The 16,321-nt window shown below is 69.0% G+C and carries 15 protein-coding genes; 5 read left to right on the top strand and 10 right to left on the bottom strand.

Annotated elements, in window-relative coordinates:
* Positions 1-8 precede the first annotated feature (8 nt).
* A complete protein-coding gene (locus AC5Y6X_RS21535; RefSeq protein WP_499989041.1) occupies positions 9-1,115 on the bottom strand; it encodes a homogentisate 1,2-dioxygenase in 1,107 nt (368 codons plus the stop codon).
* Between the two features lie 174 nt (positions 1,116-1,289).
* Positions 1,290-2,258, bottom strand: coding sequence for an NADPH:quinone oxidoreductase family protein (locus AC5Y6X_RS21530; RefSeq protein WP_499989039.1), 969 nt, complete (start codon positions 2,256-2,258; stop codon positions 1,290-1,292).
* A 49-nt stretch (positions 2,259-2,307) separates the two neighbouring features.
* On the opposite strand from AC5Y6X_RS21530, the gene AC5Y6X_RS21525 reads away from it, so the two are divergent.
* Positions 2,308-3,165, top strand: coding sequence for an oxidoreductase (locus AC5Y6X_RS21525; protein ID WP_499989038.1), 858 nt, complete (start codon positions 2,308-2,310; stop codon positions 3,163-3,165).
* Between the two features lie 10 nt (positions 3,166-3,175).
* Here AC5Y6X_RS21525 and AC5Y6X_RS21520 read toward each other — a convergent pair whose 3' ends face one another.
* The 3 genes from AC5Y6X_RS21520 to hisN form a co-directional block, all read right to left on the bottom strand.
* Positions 3,176-4,384, bottom strand: a complete 1,209-nt coding sequence (locus AC5Y6X_RS21520; protein ID WP_499989036.1) for an acyl-CoA dehydrogenase family protein — start codon at positions 4,382-4,384, stop codon at positions 3,176-3,178.
* Positions 4,385-4,412: 28 nt separating this feature from the next.
* Complete coding sequence (locus AC5Y6X_RS21515; protein ID WP_324678161.1) at positions 4,413-5,831, bottom strand: acyl-CoA dehydrogenase family protein; 1,419 nt, start codon at positions 5,829-5,831, stop codon at positions 4,413-4,415.
* An 89-nt stretch (positions 5,832-5,920) separates the two neighbouring features.
* A complete protein-coding gene (hisN, locus tag AC5Y6X_RS21510) occupies positions 5,921-6,709 on the bottom strand; it encodes a histidinol-phosphatase (RefSeq protein WP_499989035.1) in 789 nt (262 codons plus the stop codon).
* A gap of 59 nt (positions 6,710-6,768) precedes the next feature.
* On the opposite strand from hisN, the gene AC5Y6X_RS21505 reads away from it, so the two are divergent.
* Positions 6,769-7,107: a hypothetical protein gene (locus tag AC5Y6X_RS21505; RefSeq protein WP_499989033.1), complete on the top strand. Its 339-nt coding sequence runs from the start codon at positions 6,769-6,771 to the stop codon at positions 7,105-7,107.
* A gap of 1 nt (position 7,108) precedes the next feature.
* On the opposite strand, the gene AC5Y6X_RS21500 is transcribed toward AC5Y6X_RS21505, so the two are convergent.
* The 4 genes from AC5Y6X_RS21500 to AC5Y6X_RS21485 are packed head-to-tail and all read right to left on the bottom strand — an operon-like array spanning position 7,109 to position 11,956.
* Positions 7,109-8,194, bottom strand: a complete 1,086-nt coding sequence (locus AC5Y6X_RS21500) for a tellurite resistance/C4-dicarboxylate transporter family protein (RefSeq protein WP_499989031.1) — start codon at positions 8,192-8,194, stop codon at positions 7,109-7,111.
* A 19-nt stretch (positions 8,195-8,213) separates the two neighbouring features.
* Positions 8,214-9,011 (bottom strand): slipin family protein, encoded by a 798-nt coding sequence (locus AC5Y6X_RS21495; protein WP_324678153.1) that lies wholly within the window; start codon positions 9,009-9,011, stop codon positions 8,214-8,216.
* Positions 9,008-9,634, bottom strand: coding sequence for a hypothetical protein (locus AC5Y6X_RS21490; RefSeq protein ID WP_499989029.1), 627 nt, complete (start codon positions 9,632-9,634; stop codon positions 9,008-9,010). The genes AC5Y6X_RS21495 and AC5Y6X_RS21490 overlap by 4 nt, the downstream gene beginning before the upstream one ends.
* A gap of 3 nt (positions 9,635-9,637) precedes the next feature.
* Entirely contained in the window at positions 9,638-11,956 is a 2,319-nt protein-coding gene (locus AC5Y6X_RS21485) for a nitric-oxide reductase large subunit (RefSeq protein ID WP_499989027.1), read from the bottom strand.
* Positions 11,957-12,164: 208 nt separating this feature from the next.
* On the opposite strand from AC5Y6X_RS21485, the gene AC5Y6X_RS21480 reads away from it, so the two are divergent.
* Genes AC5Y6X_RS21480 through dosS form a run of 3 tightly spaced genes read left to right on the top strand, consistent with a single transcriptional unit; the run spans position 12,165 to position 15,342 of the window.
* The gene (locus AC5Y6X_RS21480; protein WP_499989025.1) at positions 12,165-12,962 is read left to right on the top strand and encodes a universal stress protein; all 798 of its coding nucleotides are present in this window, start codon (positions 12,165-12,167) and stop codon (positions 12,960-12,962) included.
* 11 nt (positions 12,963-12,973) lie between these two features.
* The gene (gene dosR / locus AC5Y6X_RS21475; RefSeq protein ID WP_324678145.1) at positions 12,974-13,627 is read left to right on the top strand and encodes a hypoxia response regulator transcription factor DosR/DevR; all 654 of its coding nucleotides are present in this window, start codon (positions 12,974-12,976) and stop codon (positions 13,625-13,627) included.
* The gene (dosS, locus tag AC5Y6X_RS21470; RefSeq protein ID WP_499989023.1) at positions 13,624-15,342 is read left to right on the top strand and encodes a hypoxia sensor histidine kinase DosS/DevS; all 1,719 of its coding nucleotides are present in this window, start codon (positions 13,624-13,626) and stop codon (positions 15,340-15,342) included. Before dosR ends, dosS begins: the two co-directional genes overlap by 4 nt.
* Here dosS and AC5Y6X_RS21465 read toward each other — a convergent pair.
* Positions 15,322-16,314 (bottom strand): Acg family FMN-binding oxidoreductase, encoded by a 993-nt coding sequence (locus tag AC5Y6X_RS21465; protein WP_499989021.1) that lies wholly within the window; start codon positions 16,312-16,314, stop codon positions 15,322-15,324. The genes dosS and AC5Y6X_RS21465 overlap by 21 nt on opposite strands.
* Positions 16,315-16,321: the final 7 nt, after the last annotated feature.

Below are 16,321 nucleotides of genomic sequence, written 5' to 3'. Positions count from 1 at the left end.
AGCTTGTCTCATGAGTGCTGCCCGAGGTCGTGCGCCAGCACCTCGGCCGACGGTGTCAGCCGCCGCCGGGTGTCGACGGCGATGACCTGCCAGTCGACGCGCGTGTGCTCGTCGAACTTGCGGCGCGCGCGTTCCCGCGCCTTTTCCGGAGCGCCATGGTGAACCCCTTGCGGCGCATGGGAAATCAGGCCCGGCGGCATCGGGATGCCGTAGAGCGAGCCGCCGTGGAAGAACGCGATCTCGTCGTAGTCGACGTTGCGGTGATACCAGGGCGTGCGCTCGGTGCCCGGGATGCCCTCGGCGGGCCTGGGCAGAAAGTTCATCACGTAGACGCCGGTTGCCTGCATGAACAGGTGCACGGTCGGCGGCAGGTGGACGCTGTCGGAGGTGATCACGTTGTAGTCGGCGATGTTGAAGGTGAACGCGAAGTTGTCGCCGCGCCATCCCTCGACGTCGAGCGGATTGTGTTGGTAGTAAAGGGTTGTCGGGCCGGCGCCCTCAATCGGCCGGTGGACGAGCCGGACCTCGTATTCGTCGCGGCCGTCATCCTCGATCGGTTCGGGCTCGGGGATGGTGGCCTGCGACGGGTCGAACGGGAAGTGCCGGCCCAGCGAGCCGGGCGGCGGCATCCGGAACTCGTCGCTGGCCTCGATCATCAGCAGCGTGGTCTCGCGATCGGGCACCTGGCGCCAGGTGCACGCCTTGGGGATGTAGACCCAGTCGCCCTCGCGGTAGCGCAGCGGCCCGAACTCGGTTTCGAGCAGTCCGGCGCCGTCGTGGACGAAGCACAGCAGGTCGCCGTCGACGTGGCGGGTGTAGAACGGCATCGGCTCGTGGCGGCGGCTCAGCAGGATGCGGCAGTCGGCGTTGCTGAACATCAGCAGCGGCCCGCCGTTGGCGTCGGTGGCGTCGCTGGGCTTGAGCTGGCCGGACAGCACGTCGAGGGGGCGCAGCGGGCCCACCGAGCGGTAGGCGGTGGGGTCGTGGCGGCGGTAGATGTTGGCGGTCCGGCCGGTGAAGCCGCCCCGGCCCAGCTCGTCGTCCTTGAGGCCGTCGAGGTCGGCGTGCAGCCGCCGCGGCGTCCTACCTTTTCGCAGGTGAACGAAGGATTCCATGGATGACTCCCGGCTCCGGTTGCCGATAAAACTGAAAGTGACATTACTTTTTGTTTTCGGGCCGCACAAGGGGGGTGTATCCGCGAGACATAATCCAGTGCGCCTTGCTCCGGCGTGTCTTCGCAGACGATTAAGTGTCGCCGGTCAACGGCGGTGCTGCCGCCGCGCGGCGCGTCAGCGAACGCGGACGACCACTTTCCCCTTGGCCGTGCGATTCTCCAGCGACGCGACCGCCGCGGCGGCCTCCGCGAGGGGATACACCTCCGGGTTCGGGGGAGCCAGCCGGCCGGAGCTCAGCAGGCCCTCGAGCCCGGCCCACTGCTCGGCGAGCGCGTTTGGGTGTGTCGCCGTCCAGGCGCCCCAGCCGACGCCGACGACGTCAATGTTGTTGAGCAGCAACCGGTTCACCTTCACGGTCGGAATCTCTCCGCCGGTGAACCCGACGACCAGCAGCCGTCCGCCCGGGGCGAGCGAGCGCAGCGAATCGGTGAACCGGTCGCCGCCGACCGGGTCGACGACCATGTCGACCCCCCGGCCGCCGGTGAGCTCCTTGACCGCGTCCTTGAAACCCTCGGCCAACACCACGTCGGTGGCGCCCGCGGCCGTCGCGACGTCGGCCTTGTCCTCGGTGCTGACCACCGCGATGGTGCGGGCCGCGCCGAGCAGCGGGGCCAGCCGCAGCGTCGACGTCCCGATCCCGCCCGCGGCGCCGTGCACCAGCACCGTCTCGCCGTCGGCCAGCCGGCCGCGCACGGTAAGCGCGAAGTACACCGTCAGGTCGTTGAACAGCAGGCCGGCGCCCGCCTCGAAGCTGACGTTGTCGGGGAGCTTGAACACCCGGTCGGGCTGCAGGATCGCGACCTCGGCCATGCCGCCGGACAGCATCGTCAGCCCGACGACCCTGTCGCCGGCCCGCACGTGAGCGTCGTCCGGCGCCGAGCGCACCACGCCGGCGATCTCGGCTCCGAGCACGAACGGCGGCTCCGGGCGGTATTGATAGAGCCCACGGGTCAGCAGCGCGTCGGGGAACGCCGCGCCGGCGGCGTGCACGTCGACGACGACGCCGTCACCCGAGGGTTCGTCGACCTCCGTCACCTCGATCGCGTCGGGACCATCCAGCCGAGTCACCCGTGCAGCCCGCATGCCACCTCCGTCGTCGATGTCGCCCGATCAGCCTACTAACCTCACCGTGATGGATTCCTTTCCGCTCGGCGGCCGTGCGGTCGCCCGTATCGGGTTCGGGGCGATGCAACTGCCCGGCCCCGGTGTGTTCGGGCCGCCGCGGGATCGCGACCAGGCACTGGCGGTGCTGCGCCGCGCCGTCGAGCTCGGCGTCGACCACATCGACACCGCCCAGTTCTACGGCCCCGACGTCGCCAACGAGCTCATCCGCGAGGCGCTGCACCCCTATCCGGAGAACCTGGCCCTGGTGAGCAAGGTCGGCGGGCGCCGCGACGACACCGGCGGCTGGCTCCCGGTCACCGAGCCCGCCGACCTGCGCCATGACATCGAATTGAATCTGCTCACCCTCGGCGTCGACCGGCTGGCCGCGGTGAACCTGCGGCTGTTCGAGAGCAACGGGCCCGACCGGCTGTTCGACGATCAGCTCTCGGTCGTGATCCAGGCCCGCGACGAGGGGTTGATCGGCGGAATAGGGCTGAGCAACATCAACCGCGAGCACCTGCTGCGCGCGCTGGAGCGCACCGAGATCGCCTGTGTGCAAAACGCTTTCAACCTCGTTGACCGTGACTCGGCCCCGGTGCTGGACGAATGCACGGCGCGGGGAATTGCGTTCGTTCCGTTCTTCCCGCTCGGGGCCGCGTTCCTGCAGCCGAATCCGGTGCTGGGCAACCCGTCGGTGCAGCGGATCGCCGAGCGGCTCGGGCGCACCCCGGCCCAGGTCGCGCTGGCGTGGACGCTGAGCGTGGCACCCAACGTTCTGCTCATCCCCGGTACCTCGTCGGTGCGGCACCTGGAGGAGAACTTGGAGGTGGCCTCGATCGAGCTCGACGAGGAAAGCCGCGAGCAGCTGACCGCGCTCGCCGGCTAACTGCCGGTTTCTACTTGAGCTCCGACGACGACAGGCCGAGCAGGCGGCGGGCGACCACCAGCTGCTGGATCTGCTGCGTGCCCTCGAAGATGTCCATGATCTTCGAGTCGCGCGCCCACTTCTCCAGCAGCGTCTGCTCGGAATAGCCTGTGGTGCCGACCAATTCGACGGCCTTCAGGGTGATGTCGCTGCCCACCCGGCCCGCCTTGGCCTTGGCTATCGACGCTTCCTTGGAGTTGGGGATCGAGTTGTCGGCCTGCCACGCCGCGCGCAGGGCCAGCTGGTAGCTGGCCTCCCAGTCGGCCTCCATCCGCAAAAACTCGGCCGCGGCAGCGCTTTGGACGTGTGACGGCTTGTCGTAGGAGATCTCCACGCCGGACTCGGTCAGGATCTTGCGCAGTTCTTCCAGCGCCGCCCGGGCGATCCCGATGGCCATCGCCGCCACCACGGGCCGGGTGTTGTCGAAGGTCTCCATGACGCCGGCGAACCCCTTGCCCGGCTCGATCTCCGGGTTGCCCAGCAGGTTGTCCTTCGGTATCCGCGCGTTGTCGAACCGGATGACGGCGGTGTCGGAGCCCTTGATGCCGAGCTTGTCCTCCAGCCGCTCCACCGTGACGCCCGGGTGTTCCCGCGGCACAATGAACGACTTGATCGCGGGGCGGCCCTTCGACTTGTCCAGCGTCGCCCACACCACGATGTGGGTGGCGCGCGAACCCGCTGTGACGAAGATCTTTTCGCCGTTGATCACGTACTCGTCGCCGTCGAGCGTCGCGGTGGTGGACACCGCCGCCGAGTCGGATCCGAAGCCCGGCTCGGTGATCGCCATCGCCGCCCACACCCTGCCCAACCGCTGCAGTTGCTCGTCGGTGGCCACACCGGAGATGGCCGCGTTGCCCAGGCCCTGATAGGGGATCGACAGCATCATCGCCGCGTCGCCCCAGCAGGCCTCCATGGTCTGCAGCACCGCGGCCATGTTGGCGCCGTTGTGGTTCTCTTCCTTGCTTTCGCCGCTGCGGAATGCCTCGGCCCCGGCCAGCCCCAGGGCGTTGGACTCGGTGGCGCCCTGGAACAGGCTGGCCAGCGTGTCCAGCTCGACGGGATACTCGTGCTCCCTGAGGTCGTATTTGCGGGCGATCGGTCGCATCATCTCCGCGCCGGCCTGATGCGCCTTGTCGATCACCGCCTGCATCTTGCGGGGCAGTTCCAAATTGATTGCCATGATTGATCTTTCGCTTGAAATTAAGACTTCAGATGACGACGACGCCCTCGGCCACGCCGATGGCCCGCAGGTCGCGGTACCACCGCTCGACCGGATGTTCCTTCGTGTAACCGTGGCCGCCGAGCAGTTGCACGCCGTCGAGGCCGATCTGCATGCCCTTGTCGGCGCCGAGCCGCTTGGCCAGCGCCGCCTCCCGCACGAACGGGAGGCCCTGTTCGGCGCGGGCCGCGCCGCGCCAGGTGATCAGCCGCAGCCCGTCCAGCTCGATGGCGATGTTGGCGCACATGAACGCGACGGCCTGGCGGTGCGCGATCGGCTCGCCGAACGCTTCGCGTTCCTTCACGTAGGGCACGACGTAGTCGAGCACCGCGTGCGACGTCCCCACCGCCAGCGCCGCCCAGCCCAGCCGCGACAGCGCGAGCGCCTCGGAGTAGTCGTGTTCGGTCGCGTCGTCCTCGCCCAGCCGCGCGCTCAGCGGCACCGACACGCCGTTGAGCTCGACCCGGCCCAGCGCCGCGGCGCGAATCCCCATGCTCGGATCCGCCTTGACGGTAAGGCCTTTCGTGGACGATTCGACGATGAACAGGGCCGGCTTGCCGTTCAGTTGCGCGCCGACGATGAACAGCTCGGCGTCGGCCGCGGCGGGGACCAACGACTTCACGCCGTCGAGCCGGTAGCCGCTCGGCGTGCGCACGGCGGTGGTCTTCAGCCGGGTGGGGTCGAACAGCGGCTGTGGCTCGGCGATGGCCACGCAGGCCTGCGGCACGTTCTCGCCCGCGAACTCGGGCAGGTAGGTGGCCTGCTGGTCCGCGCTGCCCCAGTGGGTCAGCGCGGCCGCCACGCCCCCCGGCGCCAGGATCGGCAGCGCCAGGCCCATGTCGCCGTAGGCCAGCGCCTCGGCCGCCAGCACGTTGGTAACGCTGGAGCGGTGCGCGGCGATGCCCTCGAAGTCCTCGGGGATGTTGATCGCGGTGATGCCCAACTCGGCGGCCTTGGCGATCAGGTCCCGCGGGTAGGTCGCGGCCTCGTCGGCGTCGTGCGCCGCGGGCCGCAGCACCTCGGCGGCGAACTCCTCGAGGGTCTCGACGATCATCTTCTGCTCGTCGTCGGGCGTCAGGTCGTAGTAGTCCTTGCCGCTGGACTTGAGCCGGGTCGGTCCGCCGCGCAGGTTCTGGACCCGCTTGAACTGCCGGGTGGCGGCGCCGGCCGTGGAGAAGACCGTCTTGGTGCCGTAGCGCAGGGCGCGGTTGAGCGGGTCGCGCAGATGGTATTTGTCCAGAAACTCCTGGCCGACGATCGGCGTGAGCAGCGCCATGGCGATGTCGATCCCGGTCCGCCGGTGCGGTTGCAGCCCGACGCCGGTCTTGCGGCCGCGCCGCCTGAAGCGGGAGCGGGACGACTTTGACGATTGTGAAGTCTGTTTGGAACCGGAAACGGTGTCGGTCATATCAGCAGCCTCGGTCGTTGGGGCGTTCGCATGCGGATGCCCCGATCTTACTCCGGAGTAAGATAGCTGGGGATGCCCTGTTAACTAATTCACACGTTTTCGTCGCCGAGGCGGCCCAGCACCCGGTCGTGCAGCAGGCCGTTGGTCGCGACGGCGCTGCCGCGGTGCGGGCCCGCCGCGCCGTCCAGGCCGGTGAACGTCCCGCCCGCCTCCCGCACCAGGACGTCGAGGGCCGCCAGGTCCCACACCGACACCTCGGGCTCGGCGGCGATGTCGACCGCCCCCTCGGCGACCAGGCAGTAGGACAGGAAGTCGCCGAAGGCGCGCACCCGCCACACCGCGTCGGTCAGCTCGATGAACCGATCGCGAATCCCGCGCCGCGCCCATCCCGACAGGCTGGAGAACGACAGGCTGGCCGAATCCAGCTGTGCCACAGCCGAAACCGACAGCCGGCGCGGGGCTGCGCCGTCGACCGCGACGAACGCGCCCCGGCCGCGCGCCGCCCACCACCGGCGCTGCAGCGCGGGCGCGCTCACGACGCCGACCGAGGGGACGCCGTCGTCGAGCAGCGCGATCAGGCTGGCCCACACCGGGACCCCGCGCACGAAGTTCTTGGTGCCGTCGATCGGGTCGATGATCCATTGCCGCCCGGTGAAGGCGGTGGTCCCGCCGAACTCCTCGCCGACGACGCTGTCGTCGGGACGCTCGCGCCCGAGCGCCTCGCGCAGGTCGGCCTCGACCGCCCGGTCGGCGTCGGTCACCGGTGTCAGATCCGGTTTGGTGTCGATGCGCAGGTCGAGCGCGCCGAACCGGGCGCGGGTCAGCCCGTCCGCGCGGTCGGCCAGCGTCAGCGCCAGCGCCAGATCGTCCCGGCTCATGCCAGCAGTCCTACCACGACTTTCGGAAGCGACTTTCGCAAAGCCCTAACCTTGAAGGCGTGTGGGAATTCGGGGTGCTGCTTCTACTGGTGGCGGTGCTTGCCGTCTTCCTTGCCCAGCGGTTCATCCCGCGGGGCCCGCGCGGCGAGCTGGCCAGCGGCACGCTGCTGGTGACCGGCGTCAGCCCGCGACCGGACGCGGTCGGCGAGCAATTCGTCACGATCGCCGGGGTGATCAACGGACCGACCCTCAACGAGCACTCGGTGTATCAGCGCATGGCGGTCGACGTCGACGCGTGGCCGACGGTGGGCCAGCTGATGCCGGTGCTGTATTCGACCAAGAATCCCGACAATTGGAAGTTCGCGCCGCCCGAGCCGCCCGCGCCGCCCGCGCCCTAAATCACTGGCTTTGCGCCGGCGCGACCCGCGGAATCCGGCCGCGCGATCCGATGGTGCTCGCCAGGTGATGCAGCATGCCCACGAAGGTGACCGCCCACACCGCCAGGGCGATCCAGCTTTCGACGTCGCCGATGCGCTCGACGATCGGCAGCCGGTCGGCCTGCCCGAGGTAGTCGCCGCCCACCCCGTACATGCCGAGCGGGAACACCACACTCCACAGCGCGGCCTCGTAGCGCAGCGGGACGCGGTGCACCACATGGCGCCAGATCCCGGCGGCGACGAGCGGCGCCAGCAGCCAGCTGCCGAAGGCCCAGAACACGACCGAGGTCCCGGCGACCAGGCCGCGGGTGGCGGAGACCATCGGCGCGTTCGCCATCTCGACGATGCGGGCACCGGCCACCACCGTGATCGCGGTGGCGCCCATGGCCACCCAGTACGGCGGGGTGAGATCCTCGGGGCGCAACGGGTAGAGAAGCATCCGGGCGGCGACGAACACGCCGACGGCCCCATACAGGAACACGCCGACCGACCAGGAGAACACCGCCAGCAGGGCCAGTTCCCGACGGCCCTGCCCGAGTGCGGGTTCCAGCGTCGCGGCCAGCACGGCGACCGACTGGCTGGCGACCACCCAGATGAACCACGTCCCGTTCGCCCGTTGCAGCACCGGCCGCAGCGGGGTCTGCAGGACGGCCATCCAGGGCACGAGGTAACCGAGCGTCACCCAGGCCAGCCAGGCGATTGTCAGCAACGCGAACGCGGGCGCGTAGTGGTCGTCGACGGCCAAGCGGGTGCCCAGCACGTCGGCGGCGGCGACGAAGGTGAACACCCCGAAGGCGCGGCCGGGGTCGGCCAGGTCGCGGGCGAACTCCTTGCGGAAGAGGACCAGCCGGGTGGCGGTCACCGCCACCAGCACGGTGAACTCGACGCCGGCCAGCCACAGCAGCACGACCGAGAGCGCGTGGGCGCGTTGGTGATACATCGCGATGGAGAGGATGCCGGTGGCCATCACCAGCGCGAAGTAGCCGGGATTCAGTGTGCGCACCGCCTCGAGGGCGCTTGCGCGGTAAGCCCCGCGCGGCTCGGTCATGGTCTCCTCTGCGGCCGGCTCAGCCCGTGTGGTTGAAGTTGCCGGCGATCCCCGACAATATCTCCGGGTGTTGCAGGAAGGGCGTGATGATGTCGACCGGCAGCGGGAACACCACGGTCGAGTTTTGATCCGCCCCCAGCTCCAACAGCGTCTGCAGGTAGCGCAGCTGCAGCGAGGCCGGGTTCTTCGACAGGGTCTCCGCGGCCTGCCGCAGCTCTTCCGACGCCTGCAGCTCGCCCCGGGCGTTGATCACCTTCGCGCGCCGCTCGCGTTCGGCCTCGGCCTCGCGGGCCATCGCGCGCTGCATCGACTCCGGTATCTCCACGTCCTTGATCTCGACCACCCGAACCTGGACACCCCACGGTTCGGTCTGCTTTTCGATGATCGTGCGCAGGTCGCTGTTGAGATCTTCCCGGTGTGCCAGCAGGGTGTCCAGGTCGGCGCGGCCCAAGAGCGATCGCAGCGTGGTCTGCGCGATCTGCGAGGTCGCGACGGCGTAGTTCTCCACCGCCAGAATCGCTTTCATCGGGTCCGTCACCGAGAACATCACGACGGCGTTGACCCGGGCGGGAACGTTGTCGCGGGTGATCACCTCTTGCGGGGGAATGGTCAGCGTCACCAGCCGCTGGTCGACGCGAACCATCTTGTCCACCAAGGGAATCAGGAACCGCAGCCCCGGACGGTACAGCGGGCGGACGTGGCCCATCCGGAACACCACGCCGCGTTCGTACTCGCGCAGCACCGCCAGCGACACCACCGACAGCGCAACCGCCACCACGATCACCGCGGCGACGACGCCGATCACAAGCCCAGTCACGATGTCTTGTCCTCCTTGCCTTCCCAGCCGCCCCAGCGAGTGGAGTAGCGGTCGATCGCCGCGGCGACCTGGTCCTCCTGCGCGCTGCGGTGCGGGAGATAGTCGGGCGCGTTGGACGGGGTGTTCCACAGGTGGCGGGCGAGCGGCAGCCCCAGCACGACGACGACCACCACGGTGCCCGTCAGCACCAGCACATCACCGACGGAATGGTTGGCGATCAGCGTCGCCAGCGGCAGCACGACCCCGAATGCAGCCACGGCGCAAGCGATCCCGCGATGGAACCGGCCCGCATCCGAGTGCGGCCAGGGGTCGACGTCGCGACTGATCTCCCGGCCGTGATCCGACGTCGTGCAACCCGATTTGGCGGGGCAGCTGTTGCACACCAGCGGCAGCGCCCGGTACCGCATGACCCGGTGCCGCGGGTCGAACGAAGTCGGCCACAGCCAGTGGTCCTGTGGGCAGACCCAGGCGTCGTGGTCGGGCCGATAGACGAATTGACCCGTGCGCCATTGCGCGGCGCGCGCCGAGGCCCGCCGCGCCATCGCGTCGAAACTCCACCCGATGGCGAGCAGCGCCAGCGAGTACCCGGCGAACAGCCATACCGTTGTTGCCGGCGCCGCCATCGCTCAGTCCTTGGCCTGCGCGACGGCGCCGGCTTCCGACTCGGTGTAGAGCGGATGCTCCGGCAGCTCCTGAACGGTGGAACCGGACCGGAAGTTGCGCAACGCCGTCCAGGCGATCCAGATGAACGGCAGCACACCGCCGACGATCATGATGATGTCACCGGGCATCCGCAGCCATTCGATCACCGCGTTGCCGGGTTTGGTGATGTAGCCCAGCGACCGCGCGTCGAAGTAGCCGTTGTTGACCGAGTGGTAGAGCTGCAGCACACCCAGCGGCAGCAGGGTGACGAACACCATCCAGGCCAGCCCGATGTTCATGGACCAGAACGAGATTCGTGCCAGCTTCTCCGGCCACTTGTCGGCGGGGATCGCGTACCGGAACGCGAACATGGCCAGGCCCACGGCCAGCATGCCGTAGACGCCCATCATCGCCGCGTGCGCGTGGTTGGCCGTCAGCGCGGTCCCGATCTGGTAGTAGGACACAATCGGCAGGTTGATCAGGAAGCCAAAGATGCCGGCGCCCAGGAAGTTCCAGAATCCGACCGCGACCAGGAACATCACCGCCCAGCGATGCGGGAACGGGTTGGCGTCGCCGGACTGCTGGCGCGAACCCAGCTGCAGGAACGCCCACGCCTCGACGGTCAGGAAGGTCAGCGGGATCACCTCGGCCGCGGAGAAGAACGCGCCCAGCGCCATGTGCTCCACCGGGGTGCCGGAGAAGTACAGGTGGTGCATGGTGCCGATGACGCCTCCCGCGGAATACAGGATGACGTCGAGGAAGATCACGCCCAGCGCGATTCGTTCGCGCACCACGCCCAGCAGGACGAACATGTAGGCCACCATCACGGTGGTGAACAGTTCGAGGAAGTCCTCGACCCACAGGTGCACCACCCAGAATCGCCAGAACTCGGCGACCGTGTAGTGGGTGCCGCTGCTGGCCAGCAGCCCGACGGTGTAGAAGGTCGGGATCGCCAGCCCGGAGAAGAAGAACAGCCACGGCATGTTCATCTTCGACTCGCCCTTGAGCCGGGCCCGCATGCCGCGGTAGATGATCGCGATCCACACGAACATGCCGACGATCAGCAGGATCTGCCACAACCGCGGCAGGTCGAGATACTCCCACTGCTGGGACAGCAGCGTGCCGCGCGGGATCACCCCGTAGATGGACAGCGCCTCGGAGATCAGCGAGCCGAACACCACCACCGCGACCGCGCCCAGCAGCACGTAGGCCAGCAGGCCCTGACGGCGCGGCTCCCGGCGGGCGATGAACGGCACCAGGAAGATGCCGCCCGCGAGGAACGCCGCGGCGGTCCAGAACAGCGCCAGCTGCACGTGCCACGTCCGGGCCAGGTTGTACGGCAGCAGCCGGGCCAGGTCGAGGCCGAAGAAGTTCGACAGGTCGGCCCGGTAGTGCTCGGCGGCGGCACCCAGCAGCGTCTGCGCCAGGAACAGCACCGACACGATCGCGAAGAACCAGATGGTGGCCCGCTGCGCCGGCGTGAGGCTGACCTCCCCGGGTTGGCGGAAGGACAGCGTCGACGTCTCGGCGCTGTGCCAGCCGACCTTCTGGCTCCACCGCCCATATATCGCGAACATGACCCCGATGCCGCCCAGCAACGCGATCAGCGACAGGGCCGACCAGACGATCACCGGCGCGGTCGGGCCGTTGTCGACCCGGGACTCCGACGGCCAGTTGTTGGTGTAGGTGTACTTGTGGCCGGGGCGTTCGGCGGCGGCCGCCCAGGCCGTCCAGGCGAAGAACGCCGTCAGGTCGTGGATCTGCGCCCTGTCGGTGATCATTTGCGGCCGCAGGCCGTATTTCGTTGAGTTCTCACCGAAGTAGGCCGCGTAGTGGCTCTCGATGTGGTCGAACGCCGCGGCCTGCCGGTCGGTGAACACCACCGTCTTGGTGGCCGGGTTGTAGCGGTTGGTCCGGAATTCGGCGACCACCCGATCGTGCGGGTCGGCGACGCCCTGCGCCCGCAGCTGGTCGGCGACGTCCTGCGTGGCCATCCGCAGGTATTCGGCGGTGTAGTCGGGTCCAAGGTAGGCGCCGTGGCCCAGCACCGATCCGTACTCCATCAGCCCGCGGGACTGGTAGAGCTCCTGGCCGCGGGTGATGTCCTCCCCGCTGAACAGCATCTGGCCCGACTCGGTGACGACCTTGTCCGGCATCGGCATGGAAGCCGAGTAGGTGCGATACGCCAGGATTCCCATCACCAGGAAGCCGAAGATCATCACCAGGGCGACACCCTGGATCCAGCCTTTCCCCACGAGTGGTTGCGACGACGATGTCTGTTCCTGGGTTTCTTGGGTCGCCATTGAAGAGATTCCCTCCTGGGCTGTGGGGCGTGGTGTGCGCGCGCGGTCGGGTAAACCTCAAACTGTGTGTCGCGTCACAACCGTAAATTGCCTCACTGCAGATGAAAAGGGACCAACGGCATCCAAGTGGTGACCATCGCCCCTGTGCAGCGGCGAGCCCGGCTCCTAGCGTATGAGGTAGATAATTACCTTTGCTAAGGAGATTCCGATGAGCGACATCTATCCCGCCCCGTCGGTCGTCGTCGGTATCGACGGGTCAAGGGCGGCAACCTATGCGGCCCTGTGGGCCGTCGACGAGGCGGTCGCCCGGGACATCCCGCTGCGGCTGGTGTATGTCATCGATCCGCGGGGCGCCGGCCCGAACGGAAACCCGCACGGCGCCGCCCGCGCGGCGCTGTACGCCGCCTACCGGGCCGTCGACGCCACCGGCAAGCCGGTCAAGGTCGAAACCGAGATCCTGTGGGGGCGGCCGCTGACCAAGCTGATGCAGGAATCGAGGTCGGCGGTCTTGGTCTGTGTCGGCTCGATCGGGCTCAACCACGCCCGCCGCGTCGGCGGTACCGTCGCCGCGAGCCTGGCCGAATCGGCGTTGTGCCCGGTGGCCGTGGTTCACCGCCCGTCGGGCGGGCCGGCAACCCCCGAGGTCAGCGAGGTCGTCGTGCAGGGGGACAATGGTTCGGTGCTGCGACACGCGTTCGACGAGGCCAGGCTGCGCGCAGTCCAGCTGCGGGTGCTCTCGGCACACACCGCCGCGACCCGCGATGCGTCCGGCGTCGGAAACCGTTTGGCGCAAGCGCAATTGAGCCGCCGGCTGGCCCGGTTCATGCCGCTGTACCCCGACGTGCGGGTCGAGCCGGCGGTCATCCGCGGCAGCGTTGCCCACTACCTGAGGGCCAACGCGGACGCCGGGCAGTTGTTCGTCACCGATACCCACGCCGCCAACGACGTGTGCGGGGCCTACAGCGTGGGATGCTCGGTGCTCACCGTGCGGTGCGGCAACTTGTAGGGAGTGGCGCCTTGGTAAAGGTCTTCTTGGTCGACGATCACGAAGTGGTGCGGCGGGGGCTGATCGGCCTCCTGGGGGCGGACCCCGAACTCGACGTCGTCGGTGAGGCGGGCTCGGTCGCCGAAGCGATGGCCAGGATCCCGGCGGCGAAACCGGACGTCGCGGTGCTCGACGTCCGGCTGCCCGACGGCAACGGCATCGAACTGTGCCGGGATCTGTTGTCGCGCATGCCGGATCTGCGCTGCCTGATCCTGACGTCCTACACCTCGGACGAGGCGATGCTGGACGCGATCCTGGCCGGCGCCAGCGGCTACGTCGTCAAGGACATCAAGGGCATGGAGCTGGCGCAGGCCGTCAAGGAGGTCGGCGCCGGGCGCTCGCTGCTCGACAACCGGGCCGCGGCCGCGCTGATGGCCAAGCTGCGGGGCGCGACCGAGAAGTCCGACCCGCTGTCGGGTCTCACCGACCAGGAGCGGACGCTGCTGAGCCTGCTCAGCGAGGGGCTGACCAACAAGCAGATCGCCGACCGGATGTTCCTGGCCGAAAAGACGGTGAAGAACTACGTTTCCCGGCTGCTGGCCAAGCTGGGCATGGAGCGGCGCACACAGGCCGCGGTGTTCGCGGCGGAGTTGAAGCGGTCCCGGCCGCCCGGTGAAGGGCCATGACGGGACGCGACCCCCGCGACGAGCCGGGCGATGCCGGCATGCGGCCGCTGCGCCACACCCTTTCCCAGCTGCGGCTGCGTGAGCTCCTGGTCGAGGTGCAGGACCGGGTCGAGCAGATCGTCGAGGGCCGCGACCGCCTCGACGGCCTGGTGGAGGCCATGCTGGTGGTCACCTCGGGGCTGGAGCTCGACGCCACCCTGCGCGCGATCGTGCAGTCGGCGACCAGCCTCGTCGATGCCCGCTACGGCGCCCTGGAGGTGCATGACCAGGACAACCGCGTTCTGCACTTCGTCTATGAAGGCATCGACGAGGAAACCGTCCGGCGCATCGGACACCTGCCCGAGGGCCTGGGCGTCATCGGCCTGCTCATCGAAGACCCCAAACCCCTTCGGCTGGACAACATTTCGCCGCACCCGGCGTCGGTGGGCTTTCCGCCGCACCACCCGCCGATGCAAACCTTCCTGGGGGTCCCGGTGCGGGTGCACGACAGTTCGCTGGGCACCCTGTACCTGACCGACAAGACCAACGGGCAGCCGTTCAGCGAGGACGACGAGGTGCTGGTGCAGGCGCTGGCCGCGGCCGCCGGGATCGCGATCACCAATGCCCGCCTCTACCAGCAGGCCAAGGAGCGCCAGTCGTGGATCGAGGCGACCCGCGACATCGCCACCGAGCTGCTGTCGGGGACCGAGCCCGCGGCGGTGTTCCGGCTCGTCGCCGAGGAGACGCTCAAGCTCACCGGCGCCGACGCCGCGCTGGTGGCGATTCCCGTCGACGAGAGCCAGTCCGCGGCCGACGTGCGCGAGCTGCTGGTGATCGAAACCGTCGGCAGCGCAGTGGCTTCGACCGTCGGGCGCACCATACCGGTGGCGGGCAGCTCACTGGGGGACGTGTTCGTCAACAGCACGCCGCGGCGGGTCGAGGGCATCGACCTGGACGGCGTCGACGACCTCGGGCCGGCGCTGCTGCTGCCGCTGCGTACCACCGACACCGTCGCCGGCGTCGTCGTCCTGCTGCGCCAGGGTTCCTTCACCGACGAACAGCTCGAGATGATGGCCGCGTTCGCCGATCAGGCCGCGCTGGCCTGGCAGCTGGCCACCTCGCAGCGCCGGATGCGCGAACTCGACGTGCTCACCGATCGCGACCGCATCGCGCGCGACCTGCACGACCACGTGATACAGCGGCTCTTCGCCGTCGGGCTGGCGCTGCAGGGCACCGTCCCGAGGACGCGGGATTCCGAAGTGCAGCAACGGCTTTCGGAAGCCGTCGACGACCTGCAGGGCGTCATCCAGGAGATCCGGACGACCATCTTCGACCTGCACGGCGCCGCGCAGGGCATCACCCGGCTGCGGCAGCGGATCGACGACGCGGTCAACCAGTTCGCCGGCTCCGGGCTGCGCACCACCGTCCAATTCGTCGGGCCGCTGTCGGTGGTCGACGGCGCGCTGGCCGATCACGCCGAGGCGGTGGTGCGCGAGGCGGTCAGCAACGCGGTTCGTCACGCGGAGGCGACCACGCTGACGGTCAGGGTCAGCGTCGACGACGATTTGTGCATCGAGGTGAGCGACAACGGGCGGGGGATGCCCGACGAGTACACCGCGAGCGGCCTGACCAACCTGCGCCGCCGGGCCGAACAGGCGGGCGGGGAGTTCACGATCGAGAGCGCGCCGGGCACAGGTGGAACGGTGTTGCGGTGGTCAGCTCCGCTGCTCCAGTAGCCCTGGCCACTGGACGACGTCCGAAAGCTCGCGCCGCGGCGTCGGCGGCAACGGGTCGGCGTTGACGGGGGCCCACCCCACCCGGAGCAGCATCTGCGGGTAACCGCTGGAGCCGAACACGTCAGCGCGCACCGCCTCGCGGGTTTCGCCGATCTCCAGCGGTTCGCTGATCGGGCAGCAGGCCAGCCCCAGCGCCGTCGCCGTCAGCAACACCACGCTGGTGGCTTCCCCGGCGCGCAGCCGCGACAAGCGGTCGTCCCCTTCGGTGCCCAGCGCCACGATCGCGGCGCCGTCTTGGGCGGCTGGGGCGGCCGACGGGGTCAGGCCCGGCCCGGCGAAGAGGCGACCCGGGATCGGGGCGGTCCGCTCGGATGGGGGTGTGCTCCTGGCCGGCACCCCGGCGACCGAACCGTACCGTCCCGTCCACGTGGTGAGCTCCCGCATGTAGTCGGGGTTGGTCGCGTGCTCCCGGACCGCCTGGGCGACAATCTGATTCATTCTTTCCACGCTGTCGACCTGACGCAGCATCACGCCGTTTCGTGCCGCCCGCGCGGCCATCAACGCGATGTCGCCCTTGGCCACCGGCCACGAGCTGTAGGCCCGCCGGTCGGTACGGCGCCGCGGGATGGCGGCCGCCAGCGCGATGTCGGCCTGGTCGGGGGCGTGCGGCTCGACCTCGATCGTGGCCAGGTGGCTGGGGTCGTCGGGGTCCGGAAATCGGTGCACCTTGGCCTTCCACCCCATCGCGTCCAGGGCGACGACGCAGTGGTGCAACGCGGCCCCGCAGCTGAGCATCATTTCCCGCCCGTCGGGATCGGTGTTGGGCAGCCGCATCTCGGGCTCGCAGTACAGGTCCAGGCTCGTCGTGCCGACCCGCCAGCGCCACGGCTGGGTGTTGTGAATGGACGGCGCCCTTGTTGCCAGGGCAAGGACGTCGTGCAGCGTGTCGGCGTCTGGGAAAACGGCGTTCATGTCTGCC

It is taken from the genome of Mycobacterium sp. NGS26, assembly GCF_059813025.1.
Note: the sequence above shows the minus strand (reverse complement) of the source record. Positions and strands in the feature narration are given on the sequence as shown.